Here is a 21,493-nt window from a genome sequence, read left to right as displayed (position 1 = left end):
TGAAAATGTTTGGAGAATGTCATGCACATATATTTCTCAATGGCTATGATTACCGGAAAGCCGTTGAGACACAGAAAAACGGACCCCGGGATGCTCTGATCCGTGCTCATCTTGAGGAATACCGGAAAAGAGGAATCCGTTTTGTGAGAGACGGAGGAGATCATTACGGTGTGTCAAAACGGGCTGCCAGACTGGCTCCGGAATATGAAATTGACTATCGCACACCGGTTTTTGCCATTTATAAAGAGGGCCATTATGGGAAGATCGTTGGAAAAAGCTTCTCAGACATGAAGGAATATCACAGAAGAGTTCTGGAAGCTGCCGCTGAAGGTGCGGATTTTATCAAGATCATGACTACAGGGCTTCTGGATTTTGCAGATCACGGGAAAATTACGGGAACGCCGCTTTCAGCAACGGATGTGAAAGAAATGGTACATATTGCTCATGAAGAGGGCTTTGCCGTGATGAGCCATACAAATGGATGCTATGGCGTACAGGCAGCAGTGGAGGCTGGTGTTGACAGTATTGAGCATGGGAACTATATGGATGATGAGACGATTTCCATACTGGCAGACAGTGAAAGCGTGTGGGTTCCGACACTTGTAACTGTGCGGAATCTTAAAGGCTGCGGCAGATTTGAAGATACGATCCTTGCATCTATTATAAAGACAGGCGAGCAGAATCTGAAGAAAGCTTTTGAAAATAAGGTTCATGTGGCAGTAGGAAGCGATGCCGGTGCATATCAGGTTCTTCACGGCCAGGGTGTACAGGATGAAAGCAGAGCTTTTTTTGATATACTGGGTGATACGCAGGCAGTACGAAGCTGGATGGAAGATGGAGAAAAAAGGATCCGTACCATCTTCCGTCACGGGTCTTCAAATTTAATACAGGTATAAATATTGGAGGTGCGTGATTTCGCAGGGTTGAAAGTAACCCGGAGATCGGCACCTTCTTCCATTCCGCTTGAGGAAAGGTCCGGAACGTTTTCACGGCTGCAGAGGATCTTTACGCCGTCGTATGTCTGGAGCAGCACGGTATTGGCGGTTGTGCCCAGGATCGTGCCGGTTACAGTAGAAGTAATGTTGCGTACTGAAAGTATGTCCGGATCTTCCCCGGTGATTCCACGGATCTTCATGCCGCTGGTGGATTCACCATTAAATTTACCGGTATAGATAATGTTTACATAAGATCCAGGAGCCATTCCTCCTTTGAAATATACAGGAACGGAGGAAAGTGAAACAGTCAGTTCCGAGCCTGTGGTCTGCGGAATGACAGTCATTGTGCCGGTGCTGACATTTACGATCTTTGCACGGAGATGCTGCTCTTTTTTCTTCGGTTCGGGGGAAGGAGTAGGAGTTGCTGCAGGTACTTTCAGTGGATCCGTATCGGAGACACTGATCACTTTTGTGAAACTGCCGTCATACTGCTTGTCACTCACGAGGGTTTCGTTGATGAATTTACCGCGAAAATGGACATAGACCCACTTGCCGGCCTTGAAGCCTTTTTTGTAGTATTGTCTGACACCGGTGACAGGGAAGGTTACAGTATTTCCCTTTTCTGTGACTATCACAAGGGCATTGGAGGTGAGTGATTTCACTTTGCCCTTTAAAGTGCGGTCCTCCAGAGGAGTTTCATTATGATATTTGTCGGTTATTTTGATGGGGGAAATGGTGCTGATATCAGTTCCGGAAAGCTGTCCCTGGTAGATCACACTGACCTGATCACTGGATACAACGCCGTATTTGCATTCAAGTCTTGTCTGGGAAACATCAAATACATAGGTTTCTCCATTGCTGGAAATCGTCAGGTGTGTACCGTCAAAATCCAGCAGTGTGCCGGTAAGCTCATCCATATAAACACGTTCTTCCGTGGAAGGCTCCTGATCTTCCTGTTCTGTGGAATCTGAAGCAGTAACGTCTGAAATTTTATCCTGAAGAGAAATAATATGATCATCGATCTGATCATTGCTGCAGCCTCCCGCAAAAAGGGAAAGGCCGAGAATCATACATGCAGCAGACAGTTTTTTCATTTGTGTCCTCCGACCCGGGATAACGGTCAGTCCTGTTTATCTGTAAGATCATGGTTTTTCAACGCCGGTATAAAGTTAAAGATCTGGCGGAAAGAATCCCATTGCTCACGGCTGTCGATTCCATGGTTGATCAGACCCGTGCATTCAGTACAGGCATTGGTATCCAGATAATTATCGTAATAAATATGATAGGGATTTTGGGTGTTTTTTTCCTGCGGATCGTTCATCGGATCAGTCTCCTTATCGATTGATAAGGATCAGTATATGAAGGCAGGAAAGATTTTATACATATTAAGGGTATTATAGCAAAAAGATTTTTTGATTTCTACAGGGATTTACGGAAAATCCATGCATTTACTGAAAACGTGTTCCTACAGGCTGAACACGGAACCAGTAGGTATAGAAATACTGAAATCCAAGAGAGCTGTAAAGCTTTTCTGCGGAAGCATTGTTTTTTACCACTTGAAGATAGGCGTGGCTGGCGCCTCTTTTTTTGCCCTCATTGAGAAGACCGGTACAGATCTGACGGGCATATCCTCTGCGGCGATAATCTTCACGTACATGAATGGCATAGATGCCGATGTAGTCGCGATCCAGGATTCCAAGACCTGTGGCAATGATCTCGCCGTTTTTTGTTATGGAAGCGCAGACAGTTTCCTTAAGAATGGCACGGTACATGGAAGGAACGACGCTTCGATGGATCGGATTTGTAGTTCTTTTCAGGTCAAAAAGGCTGTGGATCCAGAAATCCGGAATTTCATCGGAAAAAAGCACATCAGTGACAGGCGCATCCAGAACGGCACTGTCCAGATCTACAGTCATAACATTTGTTATGTGCTGAACGGAATAGCCTCTGTTTTCCAGCATATAGTCAAAATCCGGGGATACAAGGGGGCTGATCTTAAAGATCGCAGGAGTTCCCAGACGCTTATAGACCTGTTCGCAGTAGGGGATTTTTTCGCGCCATGGAAGTGTGGATGTTCCGAACTGTTCCACACTGTTGGTCCTGTGTGTATAAAAATAAGAAAAACGTAAGATCCATCCGTCATAAAGTTCCATTTTATGGGAAGGCCATGCGTTCAGTGACATATCTTCGATTTTTTTGATCGTTGTTTCCATAGTATTACCTTTCTGATATACCGGGTGGATCATTATCCGCAGTTGATTATTTTGGTATTGGTGCTTTGATAGTAGCACTTACACCAGCAGTGGTCAAGCGTACGAAATATCGGAAAATGGGTAAAAAACGAATAAACGTGAAAAACATGAAAATTTTTAAAAAAAATTAAAAAAAGTACTTGCATTTTGAAAGAAAGTGTTATATACTAACGAAGTCGGTTGAGGGAAACAACAAAAAACAAAATCAAACGACAGAAACAAAAGAATATGGCCAGTTGGTCAAGGGGTTAAGACGCCGCCCTCTCACGGCGGAAACACGGGTTCGATTCCCGTACTGGCTATTAACTGAAAGCGATCAGAACATGTTTCTGGTTGCTTTTTTGTTTATGATCACAAATGGGGATTTTGGGAGGTTTTACTATGATCATTGATAATGTGTATGTTTTTACACCGGACAAAGCGTTTGTAAAAGGCGGGATTATCCTGGATGGGGATAAGATCCGACAGGTTTATGAAGAAAAGGACGCGCCGCAGCTTAGCGGGGACGTTATGGACGGAAAAGGCTGCTACGCCATTCCGGGACTGATCGATCTGCATTTTCATGGATGCAAGGGAGATGATTTCTGCGACGGAGACAAAGATGCGATTGGAAGGATCGCGGAATATGAGGCATCGGTAGGAGTTACAGCGATTGCACCAGCTACCATGACTTTGCCGGTAGAGGAACTGGAGCAGATCCTCCATACAGCTGCAGAATATAAAAAAGAAACAAAGGACTGCCGTAAGGCAGATTTTCTGGGGATCAATATGGAAGGGCCGTTTATCAGCCCGGCGAAAAAAGGTGCACAGGACGCGAGAAATATCCTTCCATGCAATGTGGAAATCTGTGACCGTTTTTTAAAGGCCTCGGAAGGTCTGGTAAAATTTATAGGGATTGCACCTGAAGAAAGTGAACATGCAGCAGAATTTATCCGGGAAGTTCATGAAAGGGTCAATATTTCTCTGGCACATACCAACGCAGATTACGATACAGCAATGGAAGCATGCAGAGCAGGAGCAAACCATGCAGTCCATCTGTATAATGCAATGCCTGCGTTTACGCATCGTGCACCAGGCGTCGTAGGTGCTGTTTTTGATAATAAGGATGTTATGGCAGAGATCATATGTGACGGGATCCATATCCATCCGTCTGTTGTCCGGGCCACCTTTCAGATGATGGGAGCTGACAGGATGATCCTGATCAGCGATAGTATGAGAGCTACCGGTATGCCGGACGGTCAGTATACACTGGGCGGACTGGATGTTAAGGTTGTGGGAAGACTTGCCACGCTGGTATCTGATGGTGCGATCGCAGGATCTGCCACAAATCTGATGGATTGTATGCGTACAGTTGTTAAAAAGATGGATCTTCCGCTGGAAACAGCCGTGGCCTGCGCGACCATAAATCCGGCCAGAAGCCTTGGGGTAGAAGAACAGTACGGATCTCTGGAAGCAGGTAAAAAAGCTCATGTGGTACTGCTGGATCAGGATCTGGAACTGAAAGCAGTGATCAAGGACGGAGTAAAGATCCGATAAGATCATAGAAGATAAAGCGAAAAAAATTAAAAGATAAAAAGAATTTCAGGAGTAGATGACAGCAAAATTCGTGTCAGAATTTGTCGAACGAAAATGCTGGACAAAATGCTCCTGAAATTTTATAATTAATTTCACCAGAGATCTTCTGGTATCGATCACCGCCAGGTCAGGCGGGAAATCCCATTTTTATCATAACTGAATAAACATATATTTTAAGAAGGAAAGGGGGCGTGTATGTTTCTTTATGGAGAATTATCCGTGGTGATATCTGCGATGGCGGTCTGGATGGATCTTAAAGATGCATCTGTAGACAATGGATGGATCCTTTTTTCTTTTATGATCGGTTTCCTGATCCAGGTAACAGAAAACGGGCCGAAAGGTGGAGTGATCTTTCTGGCGGGAGTGGCTGTGCCGGTGCTTCTTTTGGGAATCCTTTTCATATTCCATATGATCGGCGCCGGAGATATCAAGCTTCTGTGCGCACTTGGCGGGATCATGGGGCCGCGGACAGTTATGGAATGTATTGTTTATTCTCTGCTTGCAGGTGCAGGCATTTCTCTGGCAATTCTTATTTCTACAGGCGGTATCCGCCGAAGATTCCTTTATTTATATCAGTATATGAATGAGTTTTACTGTACCGGTGAGATACGTCCTTATTACAGAAAGGGGATGAGCTTTCCGGAGAACTTTCATTTTACGGTACCCATATTTTTGAGTGCGGTGCTTTATGCAGGAGGTGTGTATTGAAGAAAAACATATTTGCGGTCTGTGATCTGGAGGTGGATTATGCTTTCAATTTTATGGATTATCTGAACCAGAAAAAGAATCTTCCGTTTGAGATTCAGGCATTTACCACGGCAGAAAGTCTCATTGCCTACGGAAAAGAAAATCATATTGAGTTGCTGCTGATTTCCGATAAAGCAATGCGAAAAGAAGTCCGTGACCTTGGTATCGGAAAGATCATCATTCTTTCAGAAGGTGTGCATCCTCCGGAACTGGATCAGTATTCAAGTGTGTATAAATACCAATCTTCCTCAGATGTGATAAGGGAGGTGATGGCCTGCTATGGAGAAGAGAAATCTCTTGATCCGGTAACTTTTCCTGTGTTGAAAAAGACAATGGAGATCATCGGTGTTTTTTCTCCTCTTGGCAGATGTCTGAAGACATCCTTTGCACTTGCGCTGGGACAGATACTGGCGAAAGAACGTGCCGTTCTTTATCTGAATCTGGAGTCCTATTCTGGTTTTGAGGAACTTCTTGGGAAAAAATTTCCGGCTAATCTGAGTGATCTGTTTTATTATGTTCGCCAGGGAAATGAAAACCTGATCCATAGAATGAACGGAATGATCCAGACAGTAAACAATCTGGATTTTATACCGCCGGTAAGAACACCTTCAGATATCCGGACCGTGGACTGGGAAGACTGGGAGCGGCTGTTGCAGGAAATCGTACTTCACAGTTCCTATGAAGTGCTGATCCTGGATATGGGAGAAAATGCAGATGAGGATTTCCGGCTTCTGGAGATGTGCAGAAAAATCTATATGCCGGTTTTGAATGACACACTTTCCGTTTGTAAGGTGACACAATTCGAAAATCTTCTGCGTATCTGGAATAAAGAAAAGATCCTGGAAAAAACAGAAAAGGTGCGCCTGCCCTTTCATATGGACATGATCTCTTCTGACGCTTACATTGAACAGCTGGTATGGAGTGAACTGGGAGATTATATCCGTGAACTTTTGAGAAAGGAGCGGTCATGAACAGAGAAAAATTCCGGGAAATGTATGATCTGCTCATGGAACAGCTGGATGTTTCCAGAGAGCTGTCCGATGATGAGATCCTGGGGGTGATCGATGAACTGATATTAACTCAGGCAAGGGAACTGTTTCTTTCACTGAAGGAGAAAGTAGAGCTCAGACAGGAACTGTTCTGTTCTGTGCGTAAGCTGGATGTTCTGCAGGAACTAATCGATGATGAAAGTGTTACGGAGATCATGGTAAATGGTCCGGATCATATTTTTGTGGAACGTGGAGGAAAACTGACCAGATGGAATAAGGTCTTCACGTCGGAAGAGAAGCTGGAGGATGTGATCCAGCAGATCGTAGGGCGCTGTAACCGGGTTGTCAACGAATCCATGCCCATTGTAGATGCAAGGCTGGAAAACGGAGCACGTGTGAATGCAGTGGTTTATCCGGTTGCTCTGAATGGTCCGATCCTGACGATCCGCCGTTTTCCGGATGATCCTATCACAATGGAAAAACTGATCGCTTTTGGAAGTATCACCGAAGAATGTGCACAGTTTTTAAAAAAACTTGTTCAGGCAAGATATTCTATTGTGATCGGTGGAGGTACAGGAAGTGGAAAAACAACATTCCTTGGTGCTGTTACAGAATATATTCCAAAAGATGAGCGTCTGATCACCATTGAAGATAATGCGGAGCTTAAGATCCGGGGAATTGATAACCTGGTATGTCTGGAGGCAAAAATGGCCAATATGGCGGGCGCGGTGTCAGTAACGATCCGAGATTTGATCCGGTCAGCCCTTCGAATGAGACCGGACAGGATAATTGTAGGGGAAGTCCGTGGAGGAGAGGCAGTGGATATGCTGCAGAGCCTGAATACGGGACATGATGGAAGTCTTTCAACACTTCATGCAAACAGCAGTCAGGATATGCTTTCTCGAATTGAAACGATGACATTGATGGGAATCGATCTTCCCCTGGAAGCAATCCGAAGGCAGATTGCTTCCGGGGTAGATATTCTGGTGCATCTTGGGCGTATGCGGGACAAAAGCAGAAAGCTGCTGGAAATCACAGAAGTATGTGGATTTGAAAACGGAGAGATCCAGACCAGGCCGCTGTATCGCTGGGAAGAAGGAAAGGGACTTGTAAAAACCGGAGAACTTTTGCATTGTGAAAAAATGAAACGGGCAGGAATCAGACTATGAAAGAGCGGAAAGGAAAGAATCAGAAATGGAGATCTACGAGGAAAGATTACAGGATGTATCATTTTACGGGGAAGGAGACCGCAAAATATCTTCTGGAGGGAGCTGCCATATGCGCTGCAGCCGACTATCTGTTTTATCAGAGCCTTCCGGTATTGCTGTTTATGCTTCCAATACCAGTGCTTTTTCTGAAGCTACAGAGGAAAAAATGTACTGCACGGCAGCAGAGGGAGCTGAATTACCAGTTCCGGGATGCTCTGACGGCCATGAATGTGGCGGTACAGGCCGGTTATTCTGCGGAGAATGCAGTGCGTGCCAGTGTAAAGGATCTGGGGAGACTTTATGAAAAGGGAAGTGATATCCTGGATGAATTTCGGTATATCGAAAGCCAGCTGCGTCTGAGTGTTCCGGTGGAAGAGCTGTTCCTGGATCTGGGAAAACGCAGCGGAGTGGAAGATATTGAAAATTTCGCAGCAGTATTTTATACAGCAAAAAGAACAGGCGGGGATATGACGCAGGTGATCCAGAAAGTAGCCAGAATGCTTAGTGATAAGATCGAGGTAAAAAAAGAGATCGAGGCAACGCTGGCCGCAAAGAAATCGGAACAGATGGTTATGAGTATCATGCCGGCCGGTATCATTTGTTATCTGAAACTGACTTCGCCGGGATTTTTGGATGTACTTTATGGGAATCCTTTCGGAATCTGTGCCATGACAGTCTGCATGGTGATCTATGGCTTGGCTTACTGGCTGGGTGTGAAGATCGTAGACATAGAAGTGTAGGTGAGGATAATGTGGATACATATTTTGATATTTATGGTGATCCTTGGGGTGTTTCTGGCAGGAAAAATGGGGCGGCTGCCTCCGGAAGCCGGAAATCCGGAAGAAAAGAAACTGTTTATATGGATAGCGCTTACCGGAAATATCATCGGTATGCTCCTGACATTTCAAAGCGGCGGAGATAAGGTTTATTCATCCGGATACCGTATGGAAAAAGAGGAGACAGGTGCTTATGAAGAGAAATTCAAAGTATCTGTAGACGGAGAAGAAGCTGGTTCCCTGTATGTGCAGGTGCCGGAAAAAGAAACAGAAGGATCCGAAGAAGAACCGGAAACAGAACTTAGCGAAGAACAGCAGCGCGAGAAAGAGCTGCAGGATATGATCGTACAATATAATCAGAAAAAAAACGATTCGCAGTACTATTATCTTCCAGATGAATGGAATGGAAAACATCTTGAATGGGAGCAGACAAAAGACAAAACAGGAAACCTGCTTTCAGCTCTTGGCCTGGCAGCAGCGGCAGCAGCTGTCATTGCAAAAAAACGGGAAGAACAGAATGCTCAAATAAAAAGAAGAGAACAGATGCTGATGGATTATCCGGGACTGATCATGAAATTTACCCTTCTGGTGCAGGCAGGCTTAACTGCCAGAAAAGCATTCCAGAAAATAGCGCTGGATTACGGAAAGAGAGAAGATGGTAAAAAACGTGAGGCTTACGAAGAAATCCAAGTAGCCTGTTATGAGATGGACAGTGGGATTTCCGAAGCAGAGGCTTACCGGAGATTTGGAGAACGGTGCGGACAGGTAAAGTATAAAACTCTGTCAACACTGCTGATCCAGAACCTCCAGAAAGGAAGCAGGTATCTGGCCGATCTGCTAGAAAAGGAATCCGTGGAAGCCTGGGAGGAGCGAAAAAGAAAAGCAAGAGTGTTGGGAGATACAGCAGCAACAAAACTGCTTTTTCCGATGGTCCTGATGCTCCTGGTGGTGATGGCGGTGATCATGCTTCCGGCATGTCTTTCCTTTTACGGAGGGTAGGACCGGAGAGCAGAGAAAGGAAATGTGAGGTGACAAATGAAAATATGTGGAAGTATGTAAAAGAATTTGCGATGGAAGAGGATGCAGTGGGTGTTGTGGAGATCATCCTGATTCTGGTGGTTCTGATCAGTCTGGTCATCATCTTTAAGGAACAGCTTACAGCACTTGTGAAAAAAATCCTTACAAAAATCACAAAACAAAGCAATACGATCTGAAAATGAGAAAAAACGGTGATATCTGCTGATATTTCCGTTTTGGAAAGGAGAGGTACCCCTTGGCAGGAAATGTGAAAAAAGGCAGCATTACGATCTTTCTGGCTCTGATCTTGAGCCTGGTTCTTTCTCTTGTGTGTGCCAGCATTGAATCTGTACGCATGGCAGCTGCCAGGACACAGATACTTAACAGTATGGATATTGGCTTATATTCCCTGTTTGGACAGTATGACCGAACGCTTCTGGAAGATTATGAGCTGTTTGCACTGTATGCAGGTGGAAAAGAAGAACTGGATATGGCTTCTGTATATGATGATTTTCAGACTTATATGAAACCTGTATTGAAACAGAACAGTCAGAAACTGGAGCTTCTCCAGGGCGGATTCAATGGTTATCAGCTTCTGAGCGATGGAAAAGGCGAGGTTTTTTACAAGCAGGCTGTTCAGTATATGCGTGAAACTCTGGGAAGCCAGGGGGTACAGACTCTTCTCGGAAAACTGAAGGATCAGGAAAAGAAGACAGAGGATGCAGAGAAAAAAGGAGAACAGGCAGAAAATAAAGGAACATTGGATTCCTATGATTCTGCCATTACGGATGCCGCACAGAAAAGCGAAGAAGCAAAAAAAGAACAGGAGCAACAAAAAAATCAGGGAGATTTTTCGGATGCAGGAAATGGGGATGATTTTACCGGCGGTGTTGATGAAAGCGTAGAAAATCCTATTCCAATCATCAGAAGAGTCCGTAAAATGGGACTTATTGATCTGGTAGTACCATCCGAACGGGGAATATCGGATGCGGTTACAGACAGAAAAAGCCTTACATCCGGAAGAAAGCTCCAGACAGGACTAATGTTGGATACGGATATACAATCCGATAATTCGTATACGTCCGGAATATTATTTGGACAGTATCTGCTAAAGAAACTGGGAAATTATCGAAGACCGGCAGCGGCAGGGTTGAATTATCAGGCGGAATATATTCTTGGAGGGAAGAACAGTGATCGGGAAAATCTGAAGTCCGTGGCAGGAAAACTTCTGGTTATCCGTCAGGGGGTTAACATGGCGTACCTGCTTTCAGATGGTGGAAAACGGATACAGGTCGAAACACTGGCGCTGGCTATTGCATCGGGTTTTCTGATCCCGCCGGCGGCAGCAGTGATCGAAGCGGCACTGATCTTTTGCTGGGCATTTGCGGAGAGTATTCTGGATGTCCGGGAACTTTTTGCAGGAGGGCATGTGCCTCTTATAAAAAACTCCTCAGACTGGCAGCTGTCTTTGAGTAATCTGCCCAATATCCTGGACAAACTGGATTCTTCAAGAAAGGATGCAGGGAATGGAATGTCTTATGAGGATTATCTTCAGGTTCTGCTTATGGCGAAAGGAAAACAGGATAAAGTTCTGAGAGGAATGGATATGATCGAGTGCTCTGTACGTGAAAAGGGAAAAAGACCGGGTTTTCAGATGGACCACTGCATCACTGCCCTGGAAGCGTCTGCAGATGTAAAAGCAAACCGACGGAAAATATTTACAGTTTCGCGTCAGTATGCGTATGAATAGAAAGAGAGGTGCACAGGGATGCTTTTTCAGGAAGAAAAAGAAGATAAAAATCAGATAAACAGACTGGATCAAAAAAGAGAAAGGCGCTCTCGAAGAGCTTTTTTCCTGCTTTCCCCGATAAGCCGGAAAACGCTTCCTGGAAAAGTATCCCTGTGCACCTTTCTGAAAAAAGCAAGTCTCACCCTGGAGACTGCGATGGTTTTTCCGTTGTTTTTTTTCGGAGTGCTCACGCTGCTTTCTTTTATGGATATTTACAAAGTACAGACGGAGCATCTGACCGGCTTGTGCCAGAAAGCAAAAGAAGCAGGTATGTATGCGTATGGTACCGGCGGCTCAGGTGCAGAAACGATCACATTGCCGGACGTATATTCCTATCAACCCATAGGCGGTCTGATCCCGCTTCCTAAAATATGGTTCCACAATACGGTAAAGGTTCATACGTGGAATGGTGTGATATACGAAAATGGAAATGATACAGTGGAGAGCCAGCCTATGGTGTATGTGACAGAATCAGGAAGTGTGTATCACAGAAAACTGGGGTGCAGTTATCTGAATCTGTCTGTTCAGCAGATATCAGGCTCTTCGGTTAAAACTTTAAAAAATGCATATGGAGAAAAGTATCAGGCCTGTGAGCTGTGCAGTCGTGGGCAGGAACCGGCTGGAGTGGTATATATCACAAAAAAGAGTAACCGTTTTCATAACAGGGAAAGCTGCAGTGCATTGAAACGATCAGTACGGATGGTGAAAGAAACTGAGGTTTCCGATGAAATGAGTGCCTGCGGACGATGTGGCTGAAAGGAGAAATCATGAGCAGTGTTAAAATTTGCATGACTGTACTTCTTGGAATTAATACCTGGACAGATATCCGAAAAAAAGAAATCTGTTTACCGGTACTCTTTATATTCCTGACAGGCGGGATCTTGTGGCGGATCAGGCAGGGACTTCTCTGGCCGGCAGGGATTATTTCTATGGGAATCGGAGTATTTATAATTTTGATCGCTTTGATCAGTGGAGGAATGGTCGGATTTGGAGACGGATTGCTGATACTGACAATGGGTTCTGTGTTAGGAGCCGGAGAACTGGCAGGGATCCTCGGTGGGGCATTATTGTTGTGCGGAATCTACTCAGGCATTGAGTATCTTATTCTAAAAAAAAGCCGAAGTGAGGAAATTCCTTTTGTACCGTTTTTGCTGATCGGATATTTGGGAGGGATATTTTTGTGAGAAAAATAAAAAAGGGGAGTTTTACAATAGAAGCTGCATTGCTCATGCCTCTGGTGCTTATGATACTGATCGGAGTGCTGTATCTGGATTTTTTTGTACATGACAGAGCATATCTCACTGCGGCAGCTTATGAGGCAGCAGTCAGCGGCAGTATGGAAGGATATAAAAAGAAAGGGAACATATATGAAAAGGCGGATATACAGGGAAGAATGCTGGGAGGTATCGGGCTGCTGGGAGGAAAGAATCTTAGCATGCAGACAAATGCGGGAAAAACAGTGAAAGTAAATTACAGACTGGAAATACCGGCCGGATTCCTGGGGCAGAAATGGAAGCTGGAAGTAAGTGGTAAGGCAAAGCCTCTGCGGCCTGTGGGATGGATCCGCAAGGTAAAAGGAACTGTGGATATGCTGGGAGAGGTGACGCCATAAAATGAGAACGGAATATAAAAGAGATATGAATCATAATTATCTGATCCTGACAGGAGATGAGAGAATCGATACAGATTCTTACCAGGTAAGAATGATCGTGGCCAATGCTGTGCCGGATCTTCTTCAATGCAGGATACAGGGAATCGACGGAAAATTCATGGTGTATTATGATATAACTTCCAGGCATTCCATGACGGCGCTTTTTGAGGAAAAAAAGATGGATCTGGAGTCGCTTCAGATGATATTGGGAGGCTTTATACAGATCATGGAAGAAATGTCCGAGTATCTTTTGAATCCCTGTCAGCTGATCCTGGAACCGGAATATATTTATCTGGATGCGGAAAGAAAAAGTGTCCGTTTTTGTTATATGCCGGGATTTCATGGGGAGGTACAGAAACAGTTTCAGAGTCTTGCGGAGTATATCCTTCCAAAGCTGGATCATGAAGACGGAAAAGCGGTCATGCTGGGATACAGTGTATACAGACGTGCACTGGAGGACAGCTTTCATCTGGAATACATCAAGGAAGAGTTATATAAAATATGTAACAGCGACGAGGAAGATTTTTCTCCATATGAAAAGAAGAAAACAGTGGTCCAGGAAGAAAACAGGATGACAGAGGAGGAAAAAGAAGATAATCTGTGGCAGATGGAAAACTGGGAGAGAGCCAGTGTGTCCGGAAATGAAAAACAGAAAAAAGCTTCAGCGGACTCACAGAAGCGGAAAACAAACAAAATATGGAAGCCAGTGGCTGGATTTGGTGCAGCATTGGTGCTTCTTCTGGGAATTACGGCAGGAATGGCCGGTGGATATATTCCAAGAATAAGCAAAGAGATTTTTCTTCTGGGAGTTCTTGCAGCAATGATACTGGGGATGCTGAGCTATATTCTGATCAAAAAAGTCTGTGGAAAAAAGAAAAAACCGGATACGCCGGTGCCTGAGCAGAAATATGGTGCGGCGGAAAAAGAGACAGCTGTATATTCTGAAGATCAGAAAGAATCTGGTACGCTGTCAGGGAGCAATGCCGGTGGCAGCAGAAAAGAACTGGAAAAGATCAAAAAAAACATTCCGACAAAAGCGGAGGATTTTTCAGATGGATTTGGTGAAACAGTAGTTCTTTCGGCAGGTGCATCTAAAGGTCCTGCTACATTAGTGAGCCGGGAACCGGGGGAATTGGCTACCATTTATTTGGAAAAAGATATCACAGTGATCGGAAAACTGGAAACTGCGGCGGATGCAGTGATCAATATACCAACTGTCAGCAGGATCCATGCCAAGATCCGAAAAAGGGAGGGGGCATATTATCTGGCAGATCTGAACTCCAGAAATGGGACTTCTGTAAATGGACAGCTTCTGAAAACAGGAGAAGATTATTTGTTGGAGGATGAGGATGAAGTTGATTTTGCACAGGCCCGTTATATTTTTTTGAAATAACAGAGCGAAAAGTCCGGTTTTGTATCGTATTAATATAGGACCGCAGGTTGTCCGCCTGATGAAAATCTGTTAAAATAATGAAATGAATTCGAATTTTCAGATTATAACAGCGAGTTACGGGAAATATTTCCGGAACCGCTGTGGAAAAGAGGCCGGAATTGGAAGAAATAAAAAAAGAACCTGTGACAGTTTTACTGATCCTCATAAATACGCTGATCTTTCTTGTGGTGGAATTTACCGGCGGCTCGGAGAACGGGCAGCATATGCTGGAATGCGGTGCTGCTTATGCACCATTGATCCTGGGACAGGGACAGTGGTATCGGATGTTTAGCAGTATGTTTCTGCATTTTGGTGCGCCGCATCTGATCAATAATATGCTGGTTCTGTTTGTGCTTGGCCAGAGACTGGAACCGGTAACAGGAAAGATAAAATTTTTTCTGATCTATATATTTGGTGGTCTGGGCGGAAATATGCTCTCTTTGTTTTTTGATATGTATGCAGGAAACACTTCTTTATCTGCAGGAGCTTCCGGAGCTGTTTTTGCAGTCATGGGCGGTATGATCTATGTGATCATACGGCACAGAGGAAGAGTGGCGGATCTGACTGTCAGGCAGATGTTGATCATGGCCGCATTTTCTCTGTATTTCGGATTTGCAAGTGAAGGCGTGGATAACGTAGCGCATATAGGCGGTTTGTTGAGTGGTTTCCTGATCGCTGTAATTCTTTATCATCCCAGAAAAATATGGAAAACAGTTCCCTGACCGGGAGTACTCTCAAGCGTGATGTCTCCACTGTGTGCCTGAGCGATCTGTTTTGAAACAGCAAGGCCAAGGCCGGTCCCGGATTCTTTGGTTGTGAAAAATGGCTGAAATATCGTAGCCTGCTGTTCCTTTGAGATTCCACATCCGTTATCCCGGATATCAATGCGGATGCCGGAATTTTCCGGAATGACAGAAAAAGAAATCTTTCCTCCGGGAATGGGAACGGCTTCCCATGCGTTTTTCAGAAGATTCAGAAGCATCTGCCGGACACGGATCCGGTCAAGAGCTATCGATGGCAATGAATCCGGAATATCTGTTTCAAGCGTGATCTCCAGATAATCCAGAGTAGGTTTTATGGAGGAAAGAATCGTTCGGAGATAGCAGCAGGTGTCAATGTTTTCTCTTTTGACATGGCCTGCATTATTAAATGCAGAAAGTTCATCAAGAAGTTCTTTTACATAATCAAGATTATCCATAACATCATCCCAGTGCTCATATTCTTTGACCTCAGGATGTGCAGATGCGATCATCTGGAGTCCGCTGTTAATAAGAGTCAGAGGATTCCGGAGTTCATGTGAAAATTTTGAAAGTGTATAATGAAAATCGTTTTTCAATTTACTGACTGTAGTATCGTTGCACATATTATCACCTCGGAAAAATATTAACATCAGAAATTTCAAATATCAACAAGAACAGTATTGAAAAATTCGAGAAAATACGACAAAATAAGAATATAGATAAAATAATTTTGCAAACAAGGAGGACAAAATAATGGGAGACTGCATATTTTGTAAAATCGCAAATGGAGAGATTCCATCAGCAACACTTTATGAGGATGAGGAATTTCGCGTGATTCTGGATCTGGGACCGGCAAGCAAAGGACACTCATTGATCCTGCCGAAAAAGCATGCAGCGAATATTTATGAACTTCCGGATGAGACTGCCGGAAAAGCAATGATCCTGGCTAAAAAAATGGCAGGAAAGCTGAGAGATGCACTGAACTGTGATGGATTTAATGTTGTGCAGAACAATGGAGAGATCGCAGGACAGACTGTGTTTCATTTTCACATGCATCTGATTCCGAGATATGAGGGAGATGGTGTTGGTTTAACCTGGAAACCCGGAGAACTCAGCGATGAGGTGAGAGATGAAATCTTAAAGAAAATTAAAGAATGACAAATAGCCACTAAAGAGGAAAAATGAACAATCAGACATTTGAAGAGTTTTATCTTAAATACCGAAAAATATCCAGAGGGTATGCGTATGGGGTTCTCCATGACTGGAGTGCTGCTGATGATGTCAGTCAGGATGTACTTTACAAAATGTATACTATAAAGGATGGCCTGAATATTGATAATGAAAAGATGATGTTTTCTCTGATCAAGACGGCATCTATGAATAAGGCTTTGGATTATATAAAGAAATCAAGCTCCAAGCATGAGTTTGTCTGTCAGGAAGAAGTTGCGGCTTTTCTGGAAGAACAGAATTCGGTCGATGCGGAAGAGGTATTTCTGCGTAAAGAGAAGAAAGAATTTATGTATATGGTGCTGAGAAGATTTCGAAAGGAACAGCCGATGAATTATGAGATCTTAATTCAGGTCAAATATCTGGAGATTTCCGCTGAAACAGTTGCAGAAGAATATGGTCTGACGAAAAGTGGTGTCAATAACAGGATATATAAAGCGAAGCGCTGGCTGCAGGAAGAATTTCGCAAAGTATACGAATAAAAGAAAACCCTGCCAGCCCGGAAGGGAGTGGCAGAGTTTTCATATGGCTGTTGTGGAAATATAGTCAGGCTCCGGCGCATTCTTCAATAAGATCAGTGATCTTACTGATGGAATCTACCTGGCCGTTTCCTGCCATGGCATCTGTATATTTCTGACGATCGGTATAGAGCTGGCGGATGGTTTCCAGAAGCTTTTCTTCTGTGATCTTCTCTTCTTCCAGCACTTTACTGAAGCCCTGGCGTTCGAAGGATCGAGCGTTAAGGATCTGGTCACCACGACTGGCTTTGGCAGAAAGCGGGATCAGAAGATTTGGCTTATGAAGTTCGCGGATCTCACAGATCGCGTTAGCGCCTGCGCGGGAGATCACAATATCAGCCATGGCAAACAGATCCGGAAGCTCGTCCTGGATATATTCATACTGGACGTATCCGGCAGTACCGTTGAGAGATTCATCGGTTTTTCCCTTTCCGCAGAGATGGACAACCTGGAATTCCTTCAGAAGTTTAGGGAGGATCTTGCGGACATTATCATTGACAGAAGCAGCTCCCAGACTTCCACCGATGACCATAAGTACCGGCTTGTCAGCAGTGAAACCACAGAATTTATGACCGTTTTCCGCATTTCCGGAAAGAAGTTCCTGGCGGATCGGAGTTCCTGTAAGAACTGCTTTGTCAGCAGGAAGATTGGCGACTGTCTCAGGAAAATTACAACAGATTCTGGATGCAGAAGAGAGACAGAGTTTATTGGCAAGACCTGGAGTCATGTCGGACTCGTGGATCAGTGCGGGGATTTTTAAACGTTTGGCCGCGATCACAACGGGAACCGTAACGAAACCGCCTTTAGAAAAAACAACGTCCGGTTTCAGCTCTTTCAGAATCTTTCTGGCCTGGCTGAATCCCTTCAGTACACGAAACGGGTCAGAGAAGTTTTTGAGATCGAAGTAACGTCTCAGCTTTCCGGATGAGATTCCATAATATGGGATTCCAAGTTCTTCGATCAGTTTTTTTTCGATTCCTTCGTAGGAACCGATGTAGGAAATCTTATAACCAAGCTCCCTGAGCTTTGGAATCAGGGCAATATTTGGAGTTACATGTCCGGCAGTACCACCGCCGGTAAGTACGATGTGTTTCATTTGGATTCCTCCTGAATAGTCATATACTATCATTAAATATGAACTCTAACGGAGGAATTGTCAAGGAAAGATAGGATTACAGGAGAAAAATAATGGAAAATTTCAGGGATGCTGAACTGAAAAAATGGTTGGCAGAAGAATATGAAAAAGAAACCGAAGAGATGGAAAAAATCCTGTTTCCAGATGGAGTGATTCCTGATGATGGAGAAACAGAAGAGGAGGCAAAGGCTGCTTATCAGAGGCTTGTAGAAAAACTGAAAGCAGATGGTGTTTACAAAGAAGACGAAACTGACAGTATTAAAACTGATGATCATAAAGAGAATGTAAAAATCGTTTATCTGCCCGAAAAGAAAAGTCATAAAGCAGCTCGCGTAGCGGCAGCAGTACTTGTATGCTCAGCCGGTATCTTCGCCGCAAGCATGACCAGCCAGGCGAACAGGAGTTATTTTATTGATTCTGTGAGGTATTGGGCTGGGGATGATACGAGTATTTCAATTGAAAATGATGAAGAAAATGAGAGAGCGCAGAAGGATGAGCAGATGGCGTTAGATGAAGTGAAAAATAAATTAAATTTAAATACAATTCCCCAATTTATGTACAGACCAGTTGGACTTAAATTTAAAAGCTATGAAATTAACACGGATATTGGCAATGCTTTGATAGAGTATGATTATAAAAATGTAATTATAACATTATATATTAATGATCATAGTGATAGCAGTAAAAATAGTGATTATAATTTAGATGGAGAAACATTAGAAACACTTAAGTGGAAAGATGAAAATATTGTAATTGAAATAAAAAAAATAAAAGATAATCAGGATAAAAAAGAAAATTATGTTGCTTATTGGAAGGATAATACCGCTTTTTATGAGATAAGTGGAAAGATGGAAAAAGAAGAATTTTTAAAAATGATAAAAAACATAAGATTTTGACGAGATAATTTATTTCTTAACTCGTATATATATTGTAATGGAAGTTTAAAGGTGGAAAGGCACTATATGAAAGAGAAAATGAAAAGAATTGTGCGAAATTTATTATTAGTATGCTGTTGCAGCATATTGTTTGCGTCACCTGTAATGGCAGAGAATTTATCAGATGATTTTTCAGTGGATACGGATACAGATGCGGATTATGCTGAAGATACTACATACAGTATGTTAAGAGGCAACAATTTAAATTTTGGAACAACTTCTGTGAAAAAAATGGCTAGCAATAAGGTGGCTGTTTCAGGAATAACACAGTGTCATCATGTTTGTGATAAAGTATATTTGGAGATATATTTGGAACGGAAAGTAAAAGGTACATATTCTACTTATAAAAGTTGGAGTTATACAGCAAACAATGTAGATCATTTAAATAAGGGACTGACAGTTATCGTTCCGAGCGGTTATTATTATCGCGTACGAGGATATCATGCAGCAAAAGATGGAAGCAAGGAATCAACTACAACATTAACCAGCGGTGTTTTAGTAAAATAACAAATCAACTCTCACATCCCCAGCGATGTCACACCCCAAAAAAATAAAAAATCCAGTAAACTTTACATTACCTTCGCTGGGGAATGTCTAAAAATTCTGAATAATATCAAAAAATCTAAAAAAATCCCCTTAAAAAAAGAAACATATTTCACAAAAAGACTGTCAAAAAACATATATTTCGTGTATAATAAATACAATAACAAATCGTTAATAAACAAAAAGTCGATTATTTCTTCTTGGAATTGTATATCACAGCGTTTCTGGACGATCGGATATCACAGAGAGATCCTTCAGGCTTTTTTTGATATGGAAATTTCAGAACGTGGGACGGAAAAGGGGGCTTGTGCATGAAGATAACATTTATTGGTGCTACGCATGAGGTGACCGGAAGCTGTTATTATCTGGAAGCGGCAGGACGGAAGTTCCTGGTGGATTATGGAATGGAGCAGGGACCGGATTATTATGAAAATAAGGAGCTTCCGGTGGCTCCGGGTGATCTGGATTTTGTGCTTCTGACACATGCACACATGGATCATTCCGGAAATCTTCCGGCCTTGTATGCAAAAGGCTATCAGGGGCCGATCTATGCGACAGAGGCAACTTGTAATCTCTGCGATATCATGCTTCGTGACAGCGCACATATCCAGATGTTCGAGGCTGAGTGGAGAAACCGAAAGGGGCGGAGAGAAGGAAAACCGGAATTTATTCCTGCATACACTATGGAAGATGCCATGGGTGTGCTCCGGAACTTCGTCAGATGCCCATATGATAAGATCATCAAACCGGCAGAGGGAATCGAAGTAAGATTTGTGGATGCAGGACATCTTCTTGGCTCCAGCAGTATTGAAGTCTGGATGACGGAAGAGGACAAAACAGAAAAGATCGTTTTTTCCGGCGATATCGGAAATATCGATCAGCCACTGATCAGGGATCCGGTATATATCCGAGAGGCAGATTATGTTGTGATGGAATCTACCTACGGAGACCGCAGTCATGGAGACCGTCCGGATTATCCGGCAATACTGGCAGAGATCATCCAGAGGACCTTTGACAGAGGCGGCAGTCTGGTGATCCCGTCCTTTGCAGTAGGCCGTACTCAGGAAATGCTGTATTTTATCCGACAGATCAAAGAACAGGGACTGGTTCACGGCCATGATGGTTTTACGGTATATGTAGACAGTCCCCTCGCCAATGAGGCAACTACGATCTTCAGTGAGAATGCATATACCTGCTATGATGAGGAAGCAATGGATCTTTTGAATAAAGGTATCAATCCGTTATCCTTCCAGGGATTGAAGACCTCCGTTACTACCGATGATTCCAGAGCTATCAATTTTGATGAGGACTGCAAGGTGATCATTTCCGCCAGCGGTATGTGTGATGCTGGTCGTATCAAACATCATCTGAAACACAATCTGTGGAATCCCAGAAATACCATTCTTTTTGTTGGATACCAGGCTATAGGAACTCCGGGGCGGGCATTATTGGAAGGTGCTGCGGAGATGAAGCTGTTTGGTGAGAATGTGCAGGTAGCTGCTGAAATATGCAAAATGCCGGGAATCAGCGGTCATGCGGATGTAAACGGACTTATAGAATGGGCGAAAGCCTTTGAGACGAGACCAAAACACGTATTTGTTACGCATGGTGATGATACGGTGACGGAGATTTTTGCCCAGAGGCTTAAAGAAGAGCTTGGGTATGATGCAACAGCACCCTTTAGTGGAACAGAATATGATCTTCTGGAGAACCGGTGTATCCATGAGGCTGTCGGTGTTCGGATCGTAAAGGCAACTGCTTCGCCGAAAACAACCAAGGCTGCCCGTGCATATGAGAAGCTGTTGGCTATGGGACGTCGCCTGATGTCCGTGATCCGGAAGAATGAAGGCTGCCCCAATAAAGATCTGGATCGTTTTGCAAGAGATATCCAGTCACTGTGTGACAAGTGGGATAGAACGGACATTTAACTAAATAACGTTGAGACAGTTATTTTGTCAGATTATCCTAAACCTAAAATCACCCTGCGGAAATTTTTCGCAGGGTGATGATATATCAGATATACA

The 21,493-nt window shown here is 43.6% G+C and carries 24 protein-coding genes and 1 tRNA gene; 20 read left to right on the top strand and 5 right to left on the bottom strand.

Annotated elements, in window-relative coordinates; translation table 11 throughout:
- Positions 1–5: 5 nt before the first annotated feature.
- Positions 6–896 carry an amidohydrolase family protein gene (locus tag EYS05_RS03970; protein WP_138276648.1) on the top strand — a complete coding sequence of 297 codons (891 nt, stop codon included), beginning with the start codon at positions 6–8 and terminating at the stop codon, positions 894–896.
- On the opposite strand, the gene EYS05_RS03965 is transcribed toward EYS05_RS03970, so the two are convergent.
- From EYS05_RS03965 to EYS05_RS03955, 3 genes are all read right to left on the bottom strand, one after another.
- Complete coding sequence (locus EYS05_RS03965; RefSeq protein WP_138276647.1) at positions 866–2,029, bottom strand: hypothetical protein; 1,164 nt, start codon at positions 2,027–2,029, stop codon at positions 866–868. The two genes, EYS05_RS03970 and EYS05_RS03965, sit on opposite strands and share 31 nt — an antisense overlap.
- 26 nt (positions 2,030–2,055) lie before the next feature.
- Complete coding sequence (locus EYS05_RS03960; protein WP_118368474.1) at positions 2,056–2,256, bottom strand: hypothetical protein; 201 nt, start codon at positions 2,254–2,256, stop codon at positions 2,056–2,058.
- 127 nt (positions 2,257–2,383) lie between these two features.
- A complete protein-coding gene (locus tag EYS05_RS03955) occupies positions 2,384–3,148 on the bottom strand; it encodes a GNAT family N-acetyltransferase (RefSeq protein ID WP_118514048.1) in 765 nt (254 codons plus the stop codon).
- A 269-nt stretch (positions 3,149–3,417) separates the two neighbouring features.
- Between EYS05_RS03955 and EYS05_RS03950 the strand changes: the two genes are divergently transcribed.
- The 14 genes from EYS05_RS03950 (at position 3,418) to EYS05_RS03885 (ending at position 15,093) form a co-directional block, all read left to right on the top strand.
- Positions 3,418–3,489: transfer RNA gene (locus EYS05_RS03950), tRNA-Glu, on the top strand.
- Between the two features lie 79 nt (positions 3,490–3,568).
- Positions 3,569–4,723, top strand: a complete 1,155-nt coding sequence (nagA, locus tag EYS05_RS03945; RefSeq protein WP_118514046.1) for an N-acetylglucosamine-6-phosphate deacetylase — start codon at positions 3,569–3,571, stop codon at positions 4,721–4,723.
- Positions 4,724–4,957: 234 nt separating this feature from the next.
- Positions 4,958–5,470 carry a prepilin peptidase gene (locus EYS05_RS03940; RefSeq protein ID WP_118514044.1) on the top strand — a complete coding sequence of 171 codons (513 nt, stop codon included), beginning with the start codon at positions 4,958–4,960 and terminating at the stop codon, positions 5,468–5,470.
- The gene (locus EYS05_RS03935; RefSeq protein ID WP_138276646.1) at positions 5,467–6,480 is read left to right on the top strand and encodes a hypothetical protein; all 1,014 of its coding nucleotides are present in this window, start codon (positions 5,467–5,469) and stop codon (positions 6,478–6,480) included. The genes EYS05_RS03940 and EYS05_RS03935 overlap by 4 nt, the downstream gene beginning before the upstream one ends.
- Positions 6,477–7,667, top strand: coding sequence for a CpaF family protein (locus EYS05_RS03930; protein ID WP_092071684.1), 1,191 nt, complete (start codon positions 6,477–6,479; stop codon positions 7,665–7,667). Before EYS05_RS03935 ends, EYS05_RS03930 begins: the two co-directional genes overlap by 4 nt.
- Complete coding sequence (locus EYS05_RS03925) at positions 7,664–8,446, top strand: type II secretion system F family protein (RefSeq protein WP_174235830.1); 783 nt, start codon at positions 7,664–7,666, stop codon at positions 8,444–8,446. Before EYS05_RS03930 ends, EYS05_RS03925 begins: the two co-directional genes overlap by 4 nt.
- 9 nt (positions 8,447–8,455) lie before the next feature.
- Entirely contained in the window at positions 8,456–9,481 is a 1,026-nt protein-coding gene (locus EYS05_RS03920) for a type II secretion system F family protein (protein ID WP_174235829.1), read from the top strand.
- Positions 9,482–9,525: 44 nt separating this feature from the next.
- A complete protein-coding gene (locus EYS05_RS03915; RefSeq protein WP_044962312.1) occupies positions 9,526–9,696 on the top strand; it encodes a Flp1 family type IVb pilin in 171 nt (56 codons plus the stop codon).
- 59 nt (positions 9,697–9,755) lie between these two features.
- The gene (locus EYS05_RS03910) at positions 9,756–11,249 is read left to right on the top strand and encodes a DUF5702 domain-containing protein (RefSeq protein WP_243119209.1); all 1,494 of its coding nucleotides are present in this window, start codon (positions 9,756–9,758) and stop codon (positions 11,247–11,249) included.
- Between the two features lie 195 nt (positions 11,250–11,444).
- Positions 11,445–12,044, top strand: coding sequence for a hypothetical protein (locus EYS05_RS03905; protein WP_243119207.1), 600 nt, complete (start codon positions 11,445–11,447; stop codon positions 12,042–12,044).
- Positions 12,045–12,055: 11 nt separating this feature from the next.
- A complete protein-coding gene (locus EYS05_RS03900) occupies positions 12,056–12,472 on the top strand; it encodes a hypothetical protein (RefSeq protein WP_118626024.1) in 417 nt (138 codons plus the stop codon).
- Positions 12,469–12,900, top strand: coding sequence for a TadE family protein (locus tag EYS05_RS03895; RefSeq protein ID WP_243119205.1), 432 nt, complete (start codon positions 12,469–12,471; stop codon positions 12,898–12,900). The genes EYS05_RS03900 and EYS05_RS03895 overlap by 4 nt, the downstream gene beginning before the upstream one ends.
- 1 nt (position 12,901) lies before the next feature.
- Positions 12,902–14,332: a DUF6382 domain-containing protein gene (locus tag EYS05_RS03890; protein WP_138276643.1), complete on the top strand. Its 1,431-nt coding sequence runs from the start codon at positions 12,902–12,904 to the stop codon at positions 14,330–14,332.
- Positions 14,333–14,490: 158 nt separating this feature from the next.
- The gene (locus tag EYS05_RS03885) at positions 14,491–15,093 is read left to right on the top strand and encodes a rhomboid family intramembrane serine protease (protein ID WP_118514030.1); all 603 of its coding nucleotides are present in this window, start codon (positions 14,491–14,493) and stop codon (positions 15,091–15,093) included.
- On the opposite strand, the gene EYS05_RS03880 is transcribed toward EYS05_RS03885, so the two are convergent.
- A complete protein-coding gene (locus EYS05_RS03880; protein WP_138276642.1) occupies positions 15,060–15,734 on the bottom strand; it encodes a two-component system sensor histidine kinase NtrB in 675 nt (224 codons plus the stop codon). The genes EYS05_RS03885 and EYS05_RS03880 overlap by 34 nt on opposite strands.
- A 130-nt stretch (positions 15,735–15,864) precedes the next feature.
- Between EYS05_RS03880 and EYS05_RS03875 the strand changes: the two genes are divergently transcribed.
- Entirely contained in the window at positions 15,865–16,269 is a 405-nt protein-coding gene (locus EYS05_RS03875; RefSeq protein WP_015525628.1) for an HIT family protein, read from the top strand.
- 23 nt (positions 16,270–16,292) lie between these two features.
- Positions 16,293–16,820, top strand: a complete 528-nt coding sequence (locus tag EYS05_RS03870) for an RNA polymerase sigma factor (protein WP_138276641.1) — start codon at positions 16,293–16,295, stop codon at positions 16,818–16,820.
- Between the two features lie 64 nt (positions 16,821–16,884).
- Here EYS05_RS03870 and EYS05_RS03865 read toward each other — a convergent pair whose 3' ends face one another.
- Entirely contained in the window at positions 16,885–17,952 is a 1,068-nt protein-coding gene (locus tag EYS05_RS03865; protein WP_138276640.1) for an undecaprenyldiphospho-muramoylpentapeptide beta-N-acetylglucosaminyltransferase, read from the bottom strand.
- Positions 17,953–18,044: 92 nt separating this feature from the next.
- Between EYS05_RS03865 and EYS05_RS03860 the strand changes: the two genes are divergently transcribed.
- The 3 genes from EYS05_RS03860 (at position 18,045) to EYS05_RS03850 (ending at position 21,397) form a co-directional block, all read left to right on the top strand.
- The gene (locus EYS05_RS03860; protein WP_138276639.1) at positions 18,045–18,887 is read left to right on the top strand and encodes a DUF4367 domain-containing protein; all 843 of its coding nucleotides are present in this window, start codon (positions 18,045–18,047) and stop codon (positions 18,885–18,887) included.
- A gap of 66 nt (positions 18,888–18,953) precedes the next feature.
- A complete protein-coding gene (locus EYS05_RS03855; protein ID WP_049947028.1) occupies positions 18,954–19,433 on the top strand; it encodes a DUF6147 family protein in 480 nt (159 codons plus the stop codon).
- Positions 19,434–19,780: 347 nt separating this feature from the next.
- Complete coding sequence (locus EYS05_RS03850; RefSeq protein ID WP_138276638.1) at positions 19,781–21,397, top strand: MBL fold metallo-hydrolase RNA specificity domain-containing protein; 1,617 nt, start codon at positions 19,781–19,783, stop codon at positions 21,395–21,397.
- Positions 21,398–21,493 lie beyond the last annotated feature (96 nt).

Origin of the sequence: Blautia sp. SC05B48 (assembly GCF_005848555.1) — a bacterium.
Lineage (GTDB): Bacteria > Bacillota > Clostridia > Lachnospirales > Lachnospiraceae > Blautia_A.
Note: the sequence above shows the minus strand (reverse complement) of the source record. Positions and strands in the feature narration are given on the sequence as shown.